Below are 18,067 nucleotides of genomic sequence, written 5' to 3' on the forward strand. Positions count from 1 at the left end.
GCCTCCAGCCTCCGCGCCAGATGCGTTCATGACCGCTGTGTTCGCCACTGCGTGCTGCGTTCGTGCCTGCGTGTTCCGGTACGACGGTGGTTCGGCGGTGGTTGGACGGTGGTTACCGGCCAACCCTCGTGTGGGTCACCAGGAGAAGAGGCGGCGCCAGGTCTCCGGGCCCGGGTAGCCGTCGGCTGCGCCGCCCCGCCAGCCCTGGGCACGCTGGAAGGCCTCCACCGCGCGGCGGTCCGCCTCGTTCCAGCGGGCGTCGGGCCGGGTCGTGTAGTACCGGCCGAATCCTTTCTTCACCAGCTGCTTTCCGAGCAGGGTGATGTGCGGGCTGCTGGAGCCGGGCCGGAACAGTCCCCGCCCGGGGAACTCGGGGACCACTTTCCCGGCGGAGGGCGGACCGGCCGCGCCGGGAACCTCCTCGGGGCCTGTTCCGGGCGTGGTGCCGGGCACGGTGCCGGGGTCCGGCCCGGTGGGCGGTCCGCTCGGCGGGGCCCCGATGTCGCTGCCCGTTCCGCTCACCAGCAGGGCCCAGGTGCGCGGCCCCGGCAGTCCGTCCGCCGCCGAGCCCTGCCAGCCCTGGGCCTGCTGGAACGCCCGGGTCGCCCTGCCGTCCGCGGCCGACCAGCGCGGGCCGGGACCCGAGGTGTAGTAGCGGGCGCCGCCGCGCGCCACGAGCATCCGGCCGAGCTGGGTGACGTACCTGTTGTCGGCGCCGGGACCGAAGTACGTCCGCCCCGGGAAGCGGGCCGCGTCCGGGGAGCCGCCGGGCGCCGCTCCCCCACCGCCGTCCGGATCGCCCGTACCGCCCGTACCGCCCGGGTCGTCGGTGCCGCCCGGGTCCGAGATGCCGCCCGTGTTCGCGGCGAGGCCCTTGTAGCGGTAGGCCTGATAGCGGTCCGAGTGGCTCCAGTACGCGTACGGGGTGGCCTGCCTGCGGGCGTACGGGCGGGTCTCCTCGTAGGCGGTGTAATAGGTGTGCGTGTAGTCCGTCCAGCCGCCGAAAATGACGACGTGCGAGCCCTTCTCCGGGTCTGACGGATTGTGGAACAGGAGAATGTCGCCGGGTTGCAGATCCTCCTTGGGAATGCGTACGCCGTACTTGTCGAGGCTGCCCGTCCATTCGTTGCCTGCGAGGTTCCAGGCCATGGAGACGAAGCCCGAGCAGTCCTGCCGGTAACCGTCTCCCCAATAGGTGCTCATGCTGTACGGGACCCGCGCGGCGACCCAGGTCCTGGCCCGGTTGATGATCTCCGACCTGGTGGTCGCCCGGAGCTTTCCCGCGGCCGGTTTTCCGGGTGGGCCGTGCAGCGGGGCCTTGCCGCCCTGCGGGGTGTCGGGCTCGTCACCTGCGGGTACGCCCGGGAGGTGCGGGGCGTGCGGGGCGGCTGCGGCCGGGAGGGCGTACCCGGCGCCCAGCACCGTCGAGGCCGTCGCGGCGACGACGAGGGTCCGGCGGACCGCCGTACGGGCGGGTCCGGGGCCCGTTCCCGACACCGGTCCGGAATACGGTGCGGACCGGCGCCGGTGAACACATCCGGGGCATTCGCAGTCGCTCGCGGGATCGAATTCCTCGAATACCGGAGTCGCCATACGATTCCCCTCACGTCCCAGGCGATGACTTGCGCGCTTCTGCACCATCGCAGTTTCTCAACTGTCGCCCGCTGTCGCATGTTGACGGTCCGAATGATGTACACGTCCGCCGCGCGCCTCGGCGGTCCGGACCACTCACCGGGGTCGGGTAGAGTTGTCGACGTCACCGCGCGCCGCTAGCTCAGTTGGTTAGAGCAGCTGACTCTTAATCAGCGGGTCCGGGGTTCGAGTCCCTGGCGGCGCACAGACAGACGGCAGGCCCTCCGCTGACGCGGGGGGCCTGTTCGCGTGGTCTCCACCGGTCGGCGGAAACGGTACGTAAACACTTCGGAACCATCCGTGCACAAGCGGTCCCGTATGCACCAATCCGGCTCAACAGCCGTCACAATGAGCGCGTATGACCGGTAAACACCGTGTTTCGCGTCTTGCGATCATGCTGAACGGCGTAGAACCCTGGGCGCAGGATGCTGCGGATTCGCGGCAATTGGGGGCGGGACCGGTTGCGCCGGCGCGGGGATGGGGCCCCGCTCATGAACGGATGCCGAGGGGGGCATCATGCAACCGGAAGGGCACTCTTCCATGTCTATAGAGTGTGGATGACGTGGGGGCAGTGGTCCTTTACTGATGCGTTTGTGAAGGCCGAGGGGGGCCGAGCAGACGCAAGGAACCGACGAACACGCGATGACTCGCGTGTTGGGGGGATGACTCATGACGTCGACGCCGACGGGCGCCCGGCATACCTTCGACGGATCTCAGACGGCCCAACTCAGGCTGCCGTCGAACCGGACCGGTGGTTTCCGCCGGATCAAGACGAGCTTGCCGAAGTACGACTACGAGCACTACAGCCGACTGGCCGGACCCCTCACACAGCCCGACCCGACCAAGCCGTACACGGTCAAGTACCGCTCCCTGCTCTCGCAGGAGCCGCACCGGATACGGGCCGCGCTGATGCTGGGCGCGGCGCCGCTGCTGTCCATCGTCCTGCTCGTCTGGCTGCTCCAGCCCGCGCACTGGACGGAACGCGACTACCCGGCGTTCGACTTCCTGCCGGCGCTCGACATCGTCATGCTCGTCTCGATCGGTCTGATCGAGCTCTTCCGCTGCCTGAACGTGCTGTCGAACGCGCACGCCACACTGGTCGCCCGCGACCCGATCCCGGTGGTGCCCGAGACCGGCACGAGAGTGGCTTTCCTCACCTCCTTCGTGCCCGGCAAAGAGCCGCTGGACATGGTGACGAAGACGCTCGAAGCCGCGGTGAGAATCCGGCACCGCGGCCTCATGCATGTCTGGCTGCTGGACGAGGGCGACGACCCGGACGTGAAGGCGGTCTGCGCCCGCCTGGGAGTGCACCACTTCTCCCGCAAGGGCGTCGCGAAGTGGAACCAGCCCAAGGGCCCGCACCGCGCCAAGACCAAGCACGGCAACTACAACGCCTGGCTCGACGCCCACGGCGACGACTACGACTTCTTCGCCTCCGTCGACACCGACCACGTACCGCTGCCCAACTACCTGGAGCGGATGCTCGGCTTCTTCCGTGACCCGGACATCGGCTTCGTCATCGGCCCGCAGGTCTACGGGAACTACGACAACTTCGTCACCAAGGCCGCCGAGTCGCAGCAGTTCCTCTTCCACGCGCTGATCCAGCGGGCCGGCAACCGCTACGGCTCGCCGATGTTCGTGGGGACCAGCAACGCCGTACGTATCAGGACGCTGAAGCAGATCGGCGGCCTGTACGACTCGATCACCGAGGACATGGCGACCGGCTTCGAGATCCACCGCCACAAGAACCCGGCGACGGGCAGGAAGTGGCGCTCGGTCTACACACCGGACGTGCTCGCGGTCGGCGAGGGTCCCAGCGCCTGGACGGACTTCTTCACCCAACAGATGCGCTGGTCGCGAGGGACGTACGAGACGATCCTCAAGCAGTACTGGAAGGGCTGGTACTCGCTGCCGCCGAGCAAGCTCTTCAACTACACGATGATGATCATCTTCTATCCGATGTCCGCCCTCAACTGGATCCTGGCGGCGCTGAGTTGCGCGCTGTTCCTGGGCCTGGGCGCCTCGGGTGTGAACATCGACCCGACCGTGTGGCTGATGCTCTACGGCAACGCCTCGGCGCTGCAGATCGGCCTGTACATCTGGAACCGCCGGCACAACGTCTCCCCGCACGAGCCGGAGGGTTCGGGTGGTGTGGCGGGCATGGTCATGTCGGCGCTGTCGGCGCCGCTCTACGCGAAGGCCCTGATCGACTCGGCGCTGCGGCGCAAGAGCAAGTTCGTGGTCACGCCCAAGGGCGACTCGGCGAGCCCGGACCGCTGGTTCGGGACGTTCCGGTACCACTGGTACTTCATCCTGATCTTCGGCGGCTCGATCGCGGCCGGTTTCACCTTCGGGCACTCGCACCCCGCGATGATCATCTGGGCGACGTTCGCCACCGGGATCACCGCGACGCCGATGGTCGTCTGGCGGCTCATGCTGCGCCAGGAGAAGAAGAAGCTCGCCGCCGGCCCGGCCGAACCGCAGGACGCCGTGCCCGTGCCGCAGCCGTTCGTTCCGGCCCAGCCGACGCCACAGGCGCCACACGGCTCACATCCGTCGCACGCCCCACACGCCCCCCACTCCACCCATGCGCCGCAGCACAAGCCCCAGTGGGCCGCGTCGGGCGGGACGGGCGGGGGCAGCGTAGGGGGCGAGGGCAACGACCAGACCATGCAGATCGCCCTTGGTGGACATGGGGGACGTAAGGAATGAAAGACCGTGCAGGCCGCCGCCGCGCCCGTCGACTCGCGATAGGCACGGCGGTGGTCCTCGCGTTGGCGGGGATGAACGGGCCGTGGGTGTATCGCTTCAGTACCGAGAAGTACCACGACTACAAGATCAACAGACCGGAGTACAAGGCCGAGAACGGCAAGTGGGAGGTGGTGAACTTCCCGGAGAAGTACCGGCAGAACACCATCCACGCCGCCCTGCTGCACACCGGCAAGGTGCTGCTCGTCGCGGGCTCCGGCAACAACGCGGACAACTTCGACGCGAAGAAGTTCGACACGCGTATCTGGGATCCGGCTCTGGGCACGATCAAGAAGATCCCGACGCCCGCCGACCTGTTCTGCACCGGGCACACACAGCTCTCCAACGGCAATCTGCTGATCGCGGGCGGCACGAAGCGGTACGAGAAGCTGAAGGGTGACGTCACCAAGGCCGGCGGCCTGATGGTCGTCCACAACGAGAACCCGGACAAGCCGATCACCCTCCCGGCGGGCACCAAGTTCACCGGCAAGGAGACCGGCAAGACCTTCGTGTCGAAGGACCCGGTCGTCGTGGAGCGCGCGACGAAGGTCTTCGACAAGGCGACGGGCGCGTTCCTGCGCAACGATCCGGGGCTCGGCCGGATCTACGTCGAGGCGCAGAAGAAGGGCGCCAAGTACGAGACCGGCACCCAGGACAACTACCGCGTGCAGGGCCTGTCGGGCGCCGACTCCCGCAACACGTACGGCATCGCCGAGAAGCTCGCGCTGGACAAGAAGGACTTCCAGGGCATCCGGGACGCCTACGAGTTCGACCCGGTCGCCGAGAAGTACATCAAGGTCGACCCGATGAACGAGGCCCGCTGGTACCCGACGCTCACCACCATGTCGGACGGCAAGATCCTCAGCCTCTCCGGCCTGGACGACATCGGCCAGCTGGTGCCGGGCAAGAACGAGGTGTACGACCCGAAGACCAAGAAGTGGACGTACACGACCCACACCCGCCAGTTCCCGACGTATCCGGCGATCTCCCTGATGCAGAACGGCGAGATGTTCTACTCGGGCGCGAACGCGGGCTACGGCCCCGACGACGTCGGCCGTGACCCGGGCGTCTGGGACGTGGCGACCAACAAGTTCACCAAGCTGAAGGGTCTGAGCGACCCCAACATGCTGGAGACCGCCGGCACGGTACTGCTGCCGCCGGCGCAGGACGAGAAGTACATGGTGATCGGCGGGGGCGGGGTCGGCGAGTCCAAGCTCTCCAGCAAGAAGACCCGCGTGATCGACCTCCTGGCGGCCGACCCGAAGTTCACGGACGGCCCGTCACTGGAGAAGGGCACGCGCTACCCGCAGTACTCGATCCTGCCCGACGACACGGTGATGATCTCGGGCGGCTCGGAGGACTACCGGGGCCGTGGCGCCTCCAACATCCTCCAGGCCCATATGTACGACGCGAAGACCGGCAAGCTGAGGAGGGTCGCCGACCCGCTGGTGGGCCGCAACTACCACTCGGGCTCGATTCTGCTGCCCGACGGCCGCATCATGTACTTCGGCTCGGACTCCCTGTACGCGGACAAGGCCGACACCAAGCCGGGCAAGTTCGAGCAGCGCATCGAGATCTACACGCCGCCGTACCTGTTCCACGACGCGCAGCCCTCGCTGTCGGGCGGCCCGCAGACGATCGCGCGCGGTGCGTCGGGCACGTTCACGTCGCGGCACGCGGCCACGATTCTGTCGGCGCGTCTGATCCGCCCGAGCGCCTCGACCCATGTCACGGACGTCGACCAGCGCTCCATCGCCCTCGACCTGAAGAAGACGAAGGACAGCATCACGGTGACGGTCCCGAAGAACCGGAACCTGGTGGAGTCGGGCTGGTACATGCTCTTCGTGACAGACGACCAGGGCACCCCGAGCAAGGCCCAGTGGGTCAAGGTGCCGTAGCAGACGACGACAAGGGTGCCCTTCCAAGGAAGGGCACCCTTGTCGCACCTAGGGACGCGGGGAACTGCGCGACCAGCCACAACGGCCCCGCAGCCGACAACGCACCCCCCACACCTCACCCACTCGCTTCCGCAAGCTTCAACGCATAAGAAGCCCACCACTGCCCGGCCTTCGGCCCACCCTTGCACTCCCCGTCGGACTCCCCCGGCCGCTTGACCCAGAGATACGCGTCCACCAACGGGTCCGCCGTCTTCACCGTCGGAGCCTCCCCCAGCGCCCTCCCGGGAGGATTGCACCACTTCTCGTCCGCGTCGCCCCCGCTGTAGGGCCCGTTCCCATTGCGGGACGTGTCCACCACGAAGTGCTTGCCTCCCACCTTCGCCGACAACTCCTTGCCGTACGCGATGGAATCAGCCGTCGAGTAGAAGTTGGACACGTTGACGGAGAACCCGTCCGCCTTCTCGATGCCCGCCCACTTCAGCGGCTCGAAGATCTGGTCGGGATGCGTCCACCCCGCGTTCCCCGCGTCCAGGTACACCTTCGTGTTCCGCAGCGCCGACAGCTTCTCGATCGCGCCGTTCAACAGGTCGTACCGCTCCTCGTGGAACTCGTCCTGGGTGCAGCCGTCCACGAGGTGGAGGATCGCGTCGGGTTCCAGGATCACCGTGGCCGCGCGGTCGCCGATACCCTTGGCGACGCCGTCGATCCAGGCGCGGTAGCTGTCGCCGTCGGCGGCGCCTCCGCTGGAGTACTGGCCGCAGTCGCGGTGCGGGATGTTGTAGAGGACGAGGAGGGCGGAGCGGTCCGCCTTCTGCGCGGCCTCCGTGAAGCCGCGCGCCTCCGCCTCCGGGTTCTCAGGGCTGATCCACTCGCCGGTCGGCTGCTGGGCGATCTTCCGGATCTGCTCGGCGTCGGTGGTCTTGTCGTCCTTGACGTACGCGGCGACCTGTTCCGCCGCGTTGCCGTCGGGGTTCACCCAGAACGGGTTGGTCCCCTTGGGCTGTTGGGTGATCCGGGCCCCCGCCTCCCTGGCCGGCTCGTCGCCGTCCCCCTTGCCGGAGGACGAGGAACAACCGGTGAACAGCAGTGCCGCCCCCAGCACCGCCACGGACGCCCTCCCCCAGGTCGCCCCCCTGCTGCCGAACATCGAACTCCCCCTCGGATGCACTGTCCTGGTCCCCCCTGGATGCAGTGTCGTAAGCCTCAATCCTGACATAGGTGGCCGGGCGCCCACGAGGTCGCCAGAGCCTTGTCGGCTACCTGTTACAGCGTGTTCGGGCGGGGTACCCCAGTGCCTCAGGCCTGAACAGCGGGGCCTGGGCGCCGCTGACGGGACAGCTCGTAGAACTATCTACTACCTGCGTGGATAACTCAGAGCCACTGGACGGGGACTTGGCGTCAATCACGTCTAGGCCTGGACGCCCATCCGTTCTACAGTCGTCTCGGGGACGGGCACCGAACCTCCCGCGCCGGTCGCCGGGTTACTCCCGCAGCCCGTGCGCGCGCGGTCGAGGACCAGCCCGGTCGACGGCTCTGGGGGGAGCGGGTCGTCGACCGGGCAGGGTGAGACGGGTGGGGTGGACCCACCGATGGCATCGCGTCAGGCGGCCTCGCCCGTCAGATACGCCGACACGATCACGTTCGCCGTGTAGGTGCGGGAGGCCCGGTCGAACGTGCCGCCACAGGTGATGAGCCGGAGTTCCGCTCGGCCCGACTGCCGGGTGCCATACGCCTGTTGGGCGTCGAAGCGGTCGCGGGGCAGGACCCGGACGTCGTCGACGGTGAACTCGGCGACCTTGCCGTCGGCGCGGGTGACCCGGATCGTCGCGCCCGGCCGCAGGGTGCTGACCTTGTAGAAGACGGCCGGCCGGGTCTCGGTGTCGACGTGTCCGACGAGGAGCGCGGTTCCGGCGGCGCCGGGCCGGGTGCCGGATCCGTACCAGCCCACGACGCCCGCCTGGTCGAAGGGCGGCGGGTCGATCGCGCCGCGCCGGTCGAGGCCGCGGGCCACCACCGGGGCCTGCACGCCCAGTTCGGGGATGTCCACGCGCTGCGGCACGGCGCCGCTCAACGGCTCGTGCGCGGGCGGGAGTTCGAGGTCAGGGGGGCGGCCGACCGCGGCGATGTCGCCGGTGGTCGGCGCGGATATGCCCTGGCGTACGTCGGTCACCTCGCGGCCCCATGTCCACAGCCCGAGCAGCAGCAGCGCCCAGGCCACACCCATGGTCAGGCGTCCGGTGCCGGTGCCGGTGCCGGAGGGCCGTTCGCGGTCGTCGTCGGACATGGCGTTCAGTCCGTCCCACGGCCCCGGCGGACCCCGCGCACCGCGACGACGACCGCCGCCACACCCGCGAGGACGAGACCGACCACCGTCTGCCCGGTACCGGGGCCGGTGCCCCGGGCGTCGGCGGCCAGTTCGTCCGCCGCACCGCCACCGCCGGCGGGCACGGGAGCGAAGGGCGAGGCGGCCGTCGTACGGGAGGGCTCGGCGGAGGACGGCTGCCTCTCCCCCGCACCCACGCCCGCACCGTCGCCCTCGCCTTTCGCGGCCACGGCGAGCGCGCCCTTGACCTTGGCGTGCCGTCCGTCGCAGCCGACCGTGACGTCGTACGTGCCCGGGCCGAGCGTGGAGCGGACCCGGGACCCTCCGACGAGCGCCCCGTCCTGCCCCTGCCTCGCGAGCAGGACATCGGCGACGAACGCCTCCGACGTCGCGGTCCCCGTCTTCCCCGTACAGCCGTGCACGACCAGCTGTACGTCGCTGCCGGGGACCGGGGACGCCGGGGTCACCGAGATGCCCCCGTCGGCGGCGTACGCCACGGTCAGGGGGGTGAGGGCGGCGGCGACCACGGCGCCGGCACAGAGAGTGAGTCGAATGGAACCCATCGTGAACCTCCAGACATCTGGAGACTCCTCCTCCGGGCTCGCCCTCGCATCCAGGAAGGTCGCTGGCTACTCCGAACGGGCGAATACGGAGAACATAAGCTGCTTTCCCGCTCACAGAGCATTTCGTTCTCAGGGGTCACAGACGCACAAACCACATTTCGAAGAGCGACCAGTCGGCAATACCTGCGGGGGAACAGACACGCACACAGTGGGCGGTTACACCCGCATCTCGGACAACGGCCAGATCGGTGACGGTCGAGATGGCCGTGACGGCGTGATCCGTCAACGAGACGACGTGTACGACCTGGCCAAGCTGAAAGGCTGCGAGGTGCACCGCGTCTACGAGGACAACGACACGTCCGCGTACAAGCGCCGAGTGCGGCGCGCCGGATTCGAGGAGATGGTCCGCGACCTCCAGGGCGAGATCATCAACGGCATCCTGGCCTGCAACATCGACCGCATCGCCCGGCAACCGCGCGACCTTGAGCGGCTCATCGACGTCTACGAGCACGCCCGTCGGCCCATGGTCTTCGCGACGACCGCGGGCGACTACGACCTGACGACCGCAGACGGACGATTTCAGGCCCGCATCTATGTGACCATCGCGAACAAGTTCTCTGCGGACTCCGCTCGTCGCATCGCTCGGCAGAAGCTCGCCGAGGCTGCCGACGGAAAGCCTCACATGGGGCAGCGCGCCTTCGGATGGAAGGACGCCGAACGCATCGACGAGCGGGAAGCGGAACTCCTCGGAACCGCCCGCAGGGATGTGGTCTCGGGAAAGAGGCTCGCCACCGTGCACCGGGAGTGGGCAGAACTGGGCGTTCGCGGGCCACAGACCCTACCGGGCAGGACGATCGGTTACAGCAGTGTGATGTACGTGCTGCGAAACCCCCGCCTGTGTGGATACCGCGCCTACATCCCACAGGCAGTCCGGGAGCGGTCAGGCCGGGTGAACCCCGCCGAATACCTGGTCGAGCGCATGGATGGGACGCCCGTCAAGGGGCAGTGGGAAACGATCTTCACGCCCGAGGAATGGCGGGAGTTGATCGAAGTGCTCGACGCACGCAAGAACACCGGCAAAGGCCGGAAGGCAGGGAGCACGGTCACCAAGCGGTTGCTGACCGGTATCGCCCGCTGCGCCAGGTGCGGGAGCGGCTTGTCCTCCGGGATGTACGCACGAACCACTGTGAGCTACGAGAAGTACGGGTACTACTACTACTGCCGGAAGGCAGACGGCGGGTGCGGAAAGCTGGCCCGCAGCGGTCCACTGGTGGACGGCCATGTGGAGAACCTGGTCCTGGAAGATCTGAAGAAGCAGGCGCGCGACGTGAAGCCGGTCATCCAGGAGGCCCCGGAGTTGATCAGGGCCGGCGAGAGACTGAAGCAGATCGATGCCGACAAGGCCGAGGCCCGCCGACTCCGCGCCGATGACCTCCTCTCCCTCGCGGAGTTCGCGCGTGAAATGCGGCGGCTGGAGGAGACCGAGGGGAGGATCAGGCAGGAGGCCCACGGTCTTTCAGCCGCGGCGGCCCGGGCGGGCACCGTGGCCACGCGAATTGTCCGGGAGTGGGAAAACTACACCGTTGACATGAAGCGCGCAGAGATCGTGCGGAGCGTCGAGGCCGTGGTGATCAAGCCTGCCGGCAAGGGAGGAGCACAGCGAGGTGCCTTCCGGTCCGAGCTGATCGAGGTCGTGTGGAAGTGAGCCATGGCTTGAACCGGGATCGGGCTGCGCCCTGATGCCCCCGACGGTGTCATCGCCCCGAATGCCGGACTGAATAACATGGTGAACCCGCACGTCCACGTACCGCAGGAGTCCGCACCCATGACAGAGCGCAAGCCCATCGAATCATGGCTCACCGACATGGACGGCGTGCTGATGCACGAAGGCGTCCCGGTACCCGGCGCGGACGCCTTCATCAAGAAGCTCCGCGAGTCGGGACGTCCGTTCCTGGTCCTCACCAACAATTCGATCTATACCGCGCGTGATCTGCACGCCCGGCTGAACCGGATCGGGCTTGAGGTGCCGGAGGAGAACATCTGGACGTCCGCCCTGGCCACCGCCAAGTTCTTGGACAACCAGCATCCCGGCGGCACCGCCTACGTGATCGGCGAGGCCGGCCTGACCACAGCACTGCACGACGCCGGTTACGTGCTGAGCGATTCCGACCCCGATTTCGTGATCCTGGGCGAGACCCGAACGTATTCGTTCGAGGCTCTGACCAAAGCGATCCGGCTGATCAACGACGGCGCTCGGTTCATCGCCACCAACCCGGACAACACGGGGCCCTCCCCCGAGGGAGTCCTTCCGGCGACCGGATCCGTCGCCGCACTGATCACCAAGGCAACCGGCAAGGAGCCGTACTTCGTCGGCAAGCCGAACCCACTGATGATGCGCACTGCGCTGAACACCATAGGAGCACACTCCGAAACCAGCGCCATGATCGGTGACCGCATGGACACCGATGTGCTGGCTGGTCTGGAAGCCGGGATGGAAACCTTTCTCGTACTCACCGGTGTGACGACCAGGGCTGATCTCGATCACTACCCCTACCGGCCGACGAAGGTGGTGGATTCCATCGCGGACCTCGTCGACCTCGTGTGACTGCCTGCTACTGGAATCGCGATCCGGTTGCCCCCCGTCCTCTGCGTCTGCGCACCAGCACCGCGCCGCCGACGCCGACGCCGACAAGGACAACAGCGGTCGCAGCCGCTGCCACCGGCGAGCCGAGTCCGGTGCGGGCGAGTTCGTCGGTGAACCCGGCCCTCGCGTCAGGGGCGGGATCGGGCGTCTCGTCGGGGGCGGGGCGGGGCCTCTCGTCGGGGGCGGGACCGGCCTTGATACGGAAGCGGTAGTCGTTCGACTGCCCCACCCAGTCTCCATCGTCGCCATGCCGCTGGACGACGGCCGCATTGGCGACGATCTCATTGGGTACGGCGTCCGAGGTGACGGCGAGGCGTAGCTTCACGGTGAGGGTCTTGCCGGGGCCGACCGTAAAACCGGGGAAGCCGTCGGCGACGGCGCCTACGGTCTCCTTCGCGTCGGTCACCTCGAACCGGACGGCGTGCGGATGTACCGCCCCAGCACCTTCTGCGTCCACCGCCTCCTCGTAGAACTCCAGACGGGGCTGCGACGGCTTCAGAGCCCGCCGCGCGTCGACGAGGACGATGACCGGGTGAATGCCCGCACAGGTTCGCGAGGTGGTGTTGGTGAGGTCCAGATACCAGGTGCCGTAACCCCCGCCGGCATCGTAGGCGGCGGGGCCGCCGTGGATGCGGGTGGTGAGTGGGAAGGCGGCCTTGTTTTCGGGGGCGCCGCAGGTGGCCGCGTACGCCGGGGCGGGCAGGGCTCTCAGTACGGCGAGAAGAGCGGCGGCGGTGAGGGTCCCGGTCATGGTCACACATGTGCATAGTCGCATGAACACATGACCATGCCGGAGCGGTGAGGGCAATGGACGGCACCGCTCCGGGAAGTGTGGGGCCAGGCCCCGAACGGCCGCGCGAATGCGCCCGATCGGCGGAGGAAAGCCTCACGGCATGGCACGGCGAGATGCCATCAGCAGAGGCCGGACCATCCGGTGCCAGGTCTCGTCGGCGGCGACAGCCTGCGTGCATGCGAAAGTGGACGGCATGACTGGTACGACTGGTACGACTGGAATGACCGGCACGTCCGGTGCTCCCCTCCGCCTCGGCCTCGTCGGCTACGGCCTCGCGGGGTCCGTCTTCCACGCCCCGCTGATCGCCGTCACCGAGGGCCTCGTCCTCGACACCGTCGTCACGGCGAACCCCCAGCGGCAGGCGCAGGCCCGCGACGGACACCCGGGCGTCCGGGTCGCCGCCGACCCGGACGAGCTGTTCGCCCGCGCCGACGAGCTGGACCTGGTCGTCATCGCGTCCCCGAACAAGACGCACGTCCCGCTCGCGACCGCCGCCCTCAAGGCCGGCCTGCCGGTCGTGGTCGACAAGCCGGTCGCGGGCACGGCGGCCGAGGCGCGTGACCTCGCCGCCCTCGCCGACCAGCGGGGACTACTCCTCTCCGTCTTCCAGAACCGCCGCTGGGACCATGACTTCCGGACGCTCCGGAAGCTGATCGCCGAGGGCGAGCTGGGTGACGTGTATCGGTTCGAGTCACGGTTCGAGCGGTGGCGGCCGCAGACCAAGGGCGGCTGGCGCGAGTCCGGCGACCCGGCGGAGTTCGGCGGACTGCTGTACGACCTCGGCAGTCACGTCGTCGACCAGGCACTGGTCCTCTTCGGCCCCGTCGCCTCCGTGTACGCGGAGACGGACATCCGCCGCCAGGGCGCCGAGACCGACGACGACACGTTCATCGCGCTCACCCACACCAGTGGCGTGCGCAGCCATCTGTACGTCTCCGCCACCACCGCCCAACTCGGCCCGCGCTTCCGGGTGCTGGGCTCACGCGCCGGGTACGTGAAGTACGGCCTCGACCCGCAGGAGGCCGCCCTGAAGGAAGGCGGCCGGCCGGGGGACGTCGGCTGGGGGCTCGAACCCGAGGGCATGTGGGGGCGGGTCGGCGCCGGGGAGTCCCCGCTGACCGGCGGCGGCCGGCCGGAGCCGACAATGCCGGGCGCGTACGAGAAGTACTACTCTGCGATCGCCGCGGCCCTGCGCGACGGCGGCCCCAACCCGGTGACCGCGCTGGAGGCGGCAGCCGCGCTCGACGTACTGGAAGCGGCTCGGCGTTCCGCGAACGAGAAGGTGACGGTGACCCTGCGATGACCAGCCAGAAGACCGGCCAGCACCTCGGCCACAAGGCGACCGGACAGCCATCGCTCGGGCCGCGCATCGCGCCCGAACTCACCCCGAGTCTCGATGAACTCGAAGCGCAGCAACGGCACTTGGTGTTCCGCCAGTTCTCGTACGAGGACGCGTGGACACTGGGTTCGCTGCTGGTGGAGCTGGCGCGGGAGCGGCAGGCGCCGGTGGCCGTCGACATCCACCGGGCCGGCCAGCAGCTCTTCCACGCCGCCCTGCCCGGCTCGACCCCCGACAACGACGCCTGGATCGACCGCAAGCGCCGGGTGGTGGAGCGTTACGGCGCCTCCTCCTATCTGGTGGGCGCCCGGTTCCGCGCCAAGGGCACGACGTTCGAGGACGACTCGCGCCTCGACCCCGACATCTACGCGGCCCACGGCGGCTCGTTCCCGATCACGGTCGAGGGCGTCGGCGTGATCGGGTCGGTGACGGTGTCGGGGCTGCCCCAGCTCCAGGACCACCGGATGGTCGTAGAGGCTCTGGAGATCTTCCTCAAGGTGTAGGGAATTATCCAGAGGGACCCTCCGGTTACGACTGCACAGATGACCTACCCGGCACGCACAGGGCGGGCAGGCAGACAGGGCAGCAGCCGAGCACGGAGGAACGAACCCGATGGACCACGTCAGCCCGTTGAAGTCCTCGACGTCCTTGAAGGAGACCGTCGGGCGGTACGGCATCTGGAGTTTCGGGCTGCGTTCGGAGGACCCCGAGGGCCTCACCGAGCGTGCCGAGGCCGCCGCCGAACTGGAGGAACTGGGCTTCGGTGCCCTCTGGTTGGGCGGCAGCCCCGGCGTACGGCACGCCTTTCCGCTCGTCGAGGCGACCTCGCGGCTCGTCGTGGCGACCGGCATCCAGAGCATCTGGGAGTACGAGGCGGCCGAAACGGCGTCCCTGTTCGCGGAGTTGGAGGCGTCCCACCCCGGCCGCTTCCTGCTCGGCCTCGGCGTCAGTCACGCCGGGCAGGCGGAACGGTACCGTCGCCCGTACGCCTCCATGGTCGAGTACCTGGACGCTCTGGACGCGGCCGGACAGCCCGCCGAACGCCGGTTGCTGGCCGCGCTCGGCCCGAAGATGCTGGAGCTCTCGCGAAACCGCGCCGCCGGTTCGCACCCGTATCTCGTCACCCCGGAACACACCGCGCAGGCCCGTGCGGCCCTGGGTGAAGGCCCGCTGCTGGCACCGGAGTTGAAGGTCGTCCTGGACTCGGATCCGGACAGTGCCCGCGCGACCGCCCGCGGCACCCTCGCCATGTATCTGACCCTGCCGAACTACACCAACAACTTCCTGCGCATCGGCTTCACCGAGGACGACCTCGCGGACGGCGGCAGCGACCGTCTCGTCGACGCGGTGTTCGCCTGGGGCAGCGAGGACCGAATCCGTGAGCGGATCGACGCCTTCCACACGGCGGGCGCGGACCACGTCACCCTCCAGGTCGTCGAGGACCAGGCCAGAGGCGTCCTCCCCCGCGACGGCTGGCGCCGCCTGGCCGACCTGCTGAAGTAACCGGGGGACGCGTAGGAAGACGTAGCGAGACGTGAGGGACTGGAGGGGATCTGCCACGCCCTGAGGCGGTGGCGTTTCCTCCGGATGCATCCGGTCGTTGGTCTGCACGTGTCATCGGGCGGGATCCAGGAGCCCGGTGACACGCATGCGAACGGAGAAGTCCCGTGCGATTGACCGATATCCACCGTTGCGAGATCCGTCCCGGACGGCTCGTGACCTGGACCCTGCATCCGACGACCGTCGAAGGCGTGGCCCAACTGCCGGACGACACCCGCCCACCCGCGTATGTGCAGGAGGCCCATGTCCGAACCGCGCGAACGGTGCGCGAGGACGGCCTGTTCGTACCGACCTGGCTCGGCACGGCCTTCGACATCCCCGGGCGGGTCGATCTCGACGTCCTTCAGGACGCGTTGCGCGCCTGGACGCTGCGGCACGAGACGCTGCGCAGCGGTTTCCGCTGGGCGGACGGCTCGCCCGAGTCTCCCGTCGACGAACTGCGGCGCTTCACCCTCGCGCCCGACGCCGTCGTCCTGCACCGTGAGGATGTCGGCGACTTCCGTGACGGGGGGACGCTGTCGCGCTATCTGCAGGATCGGTTCGACACCGCGGCGGACGCGCTGACCTGGCCGAACTTCATCTACAGCGCGGTCGTCAGGGACGACACCACCAGCGTCTACATCGCGTTCGACCACACCAACGTCGACTCGTACTCGATCTTCCGCATCGCCCACGAGATCCACCAGCTCTACACGGCCGGCCTCGACGGCAAGGCCGTGGACACGGCGCCGGTGGCCAGTTACGTCGACTTCTGCGCGAGCGAGCGTACGCACGCCGACGGGATCGACGAGACGCACTCGATCGTCGCCGAGTGGCGGAAGTTCATCGCCCGGTGCGACGGCAAGCTGCCCAACTTCCCCGTCGACCTCGGCCTCGACCCCGGAGGGCCGCTGCCCACGCAGAAGTTGATGCGGGAGTGGCTCACGGACGACGCGGACGCGGCGGCTTTCGAGGCGTACTGCCGTCCGTACGGCGGCAGCATGGTCGGCATCCTCGCGGCCACCGCCCTCATCGTGCGCGAGATCAGCGGCCGGCAGGTGTACCGCACCGTCGTGCCGTTCCACACCCGGGCCCGCTCGGAGTGGTCGGACTCGGTCGGCTGGTACGTGGGCGGCGCGCCGCTGGAGATCCCGGTGGGCGAGGTCTCGGACTTCGACGGCGCGCTGGACCTGGTCCGTACCGCGCTGCGGGCCAAGCGGCCCCTGTCGAGGATGCCCATCGCCCGGGTGCTGAAGCTGCTGGGCTCCGACTTCCGGCCCACCTCACCGGACCTGTACTCGATCGTCTCGTTCGTCGACACCCGGGACATCGCGGGTTCGGAGCGGTGGGACGAGCTGAAGGCGTACGGCCTGATCCGGGTGTCGTACGGCGACCAGGTGTGCGCCTGGATCACCCGCCTCCACGAGGGCCTCCAGTTCGCCGCCCGCTACCCGGACACGGACGTGGCACAGAAGAACATGCGCCTGTACGTGGCCAGGCTGCGGGAGCTGATCAAGTCGGTGACCGTCCCGGTCCCTGAGAAGGCGCGCGGCGCCGTCTCAGGGACGCGGGGAACTGCGCGACAAGCCCCCACCGGACCGGCAGTCGAATCCCCCGCACCCAGCGGAGCGCTCACGCGTTCTTGAACGACTGACGCTGCCGCCCGAGCCCGTCGATCTCCAGCTCGACCACATCCCCCGCCCGAAGGAACGGCTTGGGCTCGGGCGCACCCAGCGCGACCCCCGCCGGCGTACCCGTGTTGATGACGTCACCCGGGTACAGGGTCATGAACTGGCTGACGTAGCGGACGACTTCGGCGACCCCGAAGATCTGCTCCGCCGTCGTGCCGTTCTGCTTCAGCTCACCGTTCACCCACAGCCGCAGCCCGAGCTCCTGCGGGTCGGGCACCTCGTCCGCGGTCACCAGCCAGGGCCCGAGGGGGTTGAACGTCTCGCAGTTCTTCCCCTTGTCCCAGGTACCGCCCCGCTCCAGCTGGAACTCGCGCTCGGACACGTCGTGCGCGACCGCGTACCCGGCGACGTGCGCGAGCGCCTCCTCGTGCGAGCCGAGGTAGCGGGCCGTACGTCCGATGACGACAGCGAGTTCCACCTCCCAGTCGGTCTTCGTCGACTCGCGCGGGACGAGCACCGTGTCGAACGGTCCGACGACCGTGTCCGCCGCCTTGAAGAAGATCACCGGCTCGGCGGGCGGCTCGGCGCCGGTCTCGCGGGCGTGGTCGTGGTAGTTGAGCCCGATGCACACGATCTTGCCGACGCCGGTCAGCGGCGGCCCGATCCGCAGGCCGGTCGCGTCCAGCTCGGGCAGCTCACCGGCGTCGGCGGCGGCCCGGATCCGGTCGAGCGCCGCGTCGTCGGCGAGCAGCGCTCCGTCGATGTCCGGGACGACCCCCGACAGGTCCCGCAGGGTTCCCTCGGCGTCGAGCAGCGCGGGCCGCTCCGACCCCGCCGTACCGACTCGCAGCAGCTTCATGGTCGCTCTCTCCCTAGGTGATGCCCTCGGTCACGTCCTCGATCGCCACGCGCGCCACACACGTCACGCGTCATTCATCGGAGGACTGGTCGATCGTC

General features: G+C 68.7%; 14 protein-coding genes and 1 tRNA gene. 9 read left to right on the forward strand and 6 right to left on the reverse strand.

Translation table 11 applies throughout. The features are described 5' to 3' along the window. Positions 1-135 precede the first annotated feature (135 nt). The gene (locus tag QA861_RS40980; RefSeq protein WP_334593965.1) at positions 136-1,593 is read right to left on the reverse strand and encodes a peptidoglycan-binding protein; all 1,458 of its coding nucleotides are present in this window, start codon (positions 1,591-1,593) and stop codon (positions 136-138) included. A 170-nt stretch (positions 1,594-1,763) separates the two neighbouring features. Between QA861_RS40980 and QA861_RS40985 the strand changes: the two genes are divergently transcribed. From QA861_RS40985 to glxA, 3 genes are all read left to right on the forward strand, one after another. Continuing rightward, positions 1,764-1,837: transfer RNA gene (locus QA861_RS40985), tRNA-Lys, on the forward strand. A 464-nt stretch (positions 1,838-2,301) separates the two neighbouring features. After that, on the forward strand, positions 2,302-4,344 hold the full coding sequence (locus tag QA861_RS40990) for a glycosyltransferase family 2 protein (RefSeq protein WP_334593966.1): 2,043 nt from the start codon (positions 2,302-2,304) through the stop codon (positions 4,342-4,344). Continuing rightward, complete coding sequence (gene glxA, locus QA861_RS40995) at positions 4,341-6,278, forward strand: radical copper oxidase GlxA (RefSeq protein WP_334593967.1); 1,938 nt, start codon at positions 4,341-4,343, stop codon at positions 6,276-6,278. Before QA861_RS40990 ends, glxA begins: the two co-directional genes overlap by 4 nt. Positions 6,279-6,393: 115 nt before the next feature. Here glxA and QA861_RS41000 read toward each other — a convergent pair whose 3' ends face one another. The 3 genes from QA861_RS41000 to QA861_RS41010 all read right to left on the reverse strand — a co-directional run bounded on the left by QA861_RS41000 (position 6,394) and on the right by QA861_RS41010 (position 9,164). Continuing rightward, a complete protein-coding gene (locus tag QA861_RS41000; RefSeq protein WP_334593968.1) occupies positions 6,394-7,425 on the reverse strand; it encodes a glycoside hydrolase family 6 protein in 1,032 nt (343 codons plus the stop codon). A gap of 453 nt (positions 7,426-7,878) precedes the next feature. Continuing rightward, positions 7,879-8,562, reverse strand: a complete 684-nt coding sequence (locus QA861_RS41005; protein WP_334593969.1) for a class F sortase — start codon at positions 8,560-8,562, stop codon at positions 7,879-7,881. A gap of 5 nt (positions 8,563-8,567) precedes the next feature. Continuing rightward, positions 8,568-9,164, reverse strand: coding sequence for a hypothetical protein (locus tag QA861_RS41010; protein ID WP_334593970.1), 597 nt, complete (start codon positions 9,162-9,164; stop codon positions 8,568-8,570). Here QA861_RS41010 and QA861_RS41015 point away from each other — a divergent pair. After that, the gene (locus QA861_RS41015; protein WP_334593971.1) at positions 9,154-10,869 is read left to right on the forward strand and encodes a recombinase family protein; all 1,716 of its coding nucleotides are present in this window, start codon (positions 9,154-9,156) and stop codon (positions 10,867-10,869) included. The two genes, QA861_RS41010 and QA861_RS41015, sit on opposite strands and share 11 nt — an antisense overlap. Positions 10,870-10,989: 120 nt before the next feature. Next, positions 10,990-11,769: an HAD-IIA family hydrolase gene (locus QA861_RS41020; RefSeq protein WP_334593972.1), complete on the forward strand. Its 780-nt coding sequence runs from the start codon at positions 10,990-10,992 to the stop codon at positions 11,767-11,769. 7 nt (positions 11,770-11,776) lie between these two features. Here the strand turns inward: QA861_RS41020 and QA861_RS41025 are convergent, their stop codons facing one another. Beyond that, positions 11,777-12,559 (reverse strand): hypothetical protein, encoded by a 783-nt coding sequence (locus QA861_RS41025; protein ID WP_334595008.1) that lies wholly within the window; start codon positions 12,557-12,559, stop codon positions 11,777-11,779. A 262-nt stretch (positions 12,560-12,821) separates the two neighbouring features. Between QA861_RS41025 and QA861_RS41030 the strand changes: the two genes are divergently transcribed. From QA861_RS41030 to QA861_RS41045, 4 genes are all read left to right on the forward strand, one after another. Then, a complete protein-coding gene (locus tag QA861_RS41030; RefSeq protein WP_334595009.1) occupies positions 12,822-13,904 on the forward strand; it encodes a Gfo/Idh/MocA family oxidoreductase in 1,083 nt (360 codons plus the stop codon). Then, a complete protein-coding gene (locus QA861_RS41035; RefSeq protein WP_334593973.1) occupies positions 13,901-14,443 on the forward strand; it encodes a heme-degrading domain-containing protein in 543 nt (180 codons plus the stop codon). The genes QA861_RS41030 and QA861_RS41035 overlap by 4 nt, the downstream gene beginning before the upstream one ends. Positions 14,444-14,552: 109 nt before the next feature. After that, positions 14,553-15,443 carry an LLM class F420-dependent oxidoreductase gene (locus tag QA861_RS41040; protein WP_334593974.1) on the forward strand — a complete coding sequence of 297 codons (891 nt, stop codon included), beginning with the start codon at positions 14,553-14,555 and terminating at the stop codon, positions 15,441-15,443. 164 nt (positions 15,444-15,607) lie between these two features. Continuing rightward, complete coding sequence (locus QA861_RS41045; RefSeq protein ID WP_334593975.1) at positions 15,608-17,125, forward strand: condensation domain-containing protein; 1,518 nt, start codon at positions 15,608-15,610, stop codon at positions 17,123-17,125. Here the strand turns inward: QA861_RS41045 and QA861_RS41050 are convergent. Beyond that, positions 17,112-17,969 (reverse strand): fumarylacetoacetate hydrolase family protein, encoded by an 858-nt coding sequence (locus tag QA861_RS41050; protein WP_334593976.1) that lies wholly within the window; start codon positions 17,967-17,969, stop codon positions 17,112-17,114. The genes QA861_RS41045 and QA861_RS41050 overlap by 14 nt on opposite strands. Positions 17,970-18,067 lie beyond the last annotated feature (98 nt).

Source organism: Streptomyces sp. B21-083, from assembly GCF_036898825.1.
Lineage (GTDB): Bacteria > Actinomycetota > Actinomycetes > Streptomycetales > Streptomycetaceae > Streptomyces.

Coding starts and splice junctions, on each gene's coding strand:
- QA861_RS40980 (WP_334593965.1), bottom strand. CDS start 1,593: ATGGCGACTCCGGTATTCGAGGAATTCGATCCCGCGAGCGACTGCGAA.
- QA861_RS40990 (WP_334593966.1), top strand. CDS start 2,302: ATGACGTCGACGCCGACGGGCGCCCGGCATACCTTCGACGGATCTCAG.
- glxA (WP_334593967.1), top strand. CDS start 4,341: ATGAAAGACCGTGCAGGCCGCCGCCGCGCCCGTCGACTCGCGATAGGC.
- QA861_RS41000 (WP_334593968.1), bottom strand. CDS start 7,425: ATGTTCGGCAGCAGGGGGGCGACCTGGGGGAGGGCGTCCGTGGCGGTG.
- QA861_RS41005 (WP_334593969.1), bottom strand. CDS start 8,562: ATGTCCGACGACGACCGCGAACGGCCCTCCGGCACCGGCACCGGCACC.
- QA861_RS41015 (WP_334593971.1), top strand. CDS start 9,154: ATGGAACCCATCGTGAACCTCCAGACATCTGGAGACTCCTCCTCCGGG.
- QA861_RS41010 (WP_334593970.1), bottom strand. CDS start 9,164: ATGGGTTCCATTCGACTCACTCTCTGTGCCGGCGCCGTGGTCGCCGCC.
- QA861_RS41020 (WP_334593972.1), top strand. CDS start 10,990: ATGACAGAGCGCAAGCCCATCGAATCATGGCTCACCGACATGGACGGC.
- QA861_RS41025 (WP_334595008.1), bottom strand. CDS start 12,559: ATGACCGGGACCCTCACCGCCGCCGCTCTTCTCGCCGTACTGAGAGCC.
- QA861_RS41030 (WP_334595009.1), top strand. CDS start 12,822: ATGACCGGCACGTCCGGTGCTCCCCTCCGCCTCGGCCTCGTCGGCTAC.
- QA861_RS41035 (WP_334593973.1), top strand. CDS start 13,901: ATGACCAGCCAGAAGACCGGCCAGCACCTCGGCCACAAGGCGACCGGA.
- QA861_RS41040 (WP_334593974.1), top strand. CDS start 14,553: ATGGACCACGTCAGCCCGTTGAAGTCCTCGACGTCCTTGAAGGAGACC.
- QA861_RS41050 (WP_334593976.1), bottom strand. CDS start 17,969: ATGAAGCTGCTGCGAGTCGGTACGGCGGGGTCGGAGCGGCCCGCGCTG.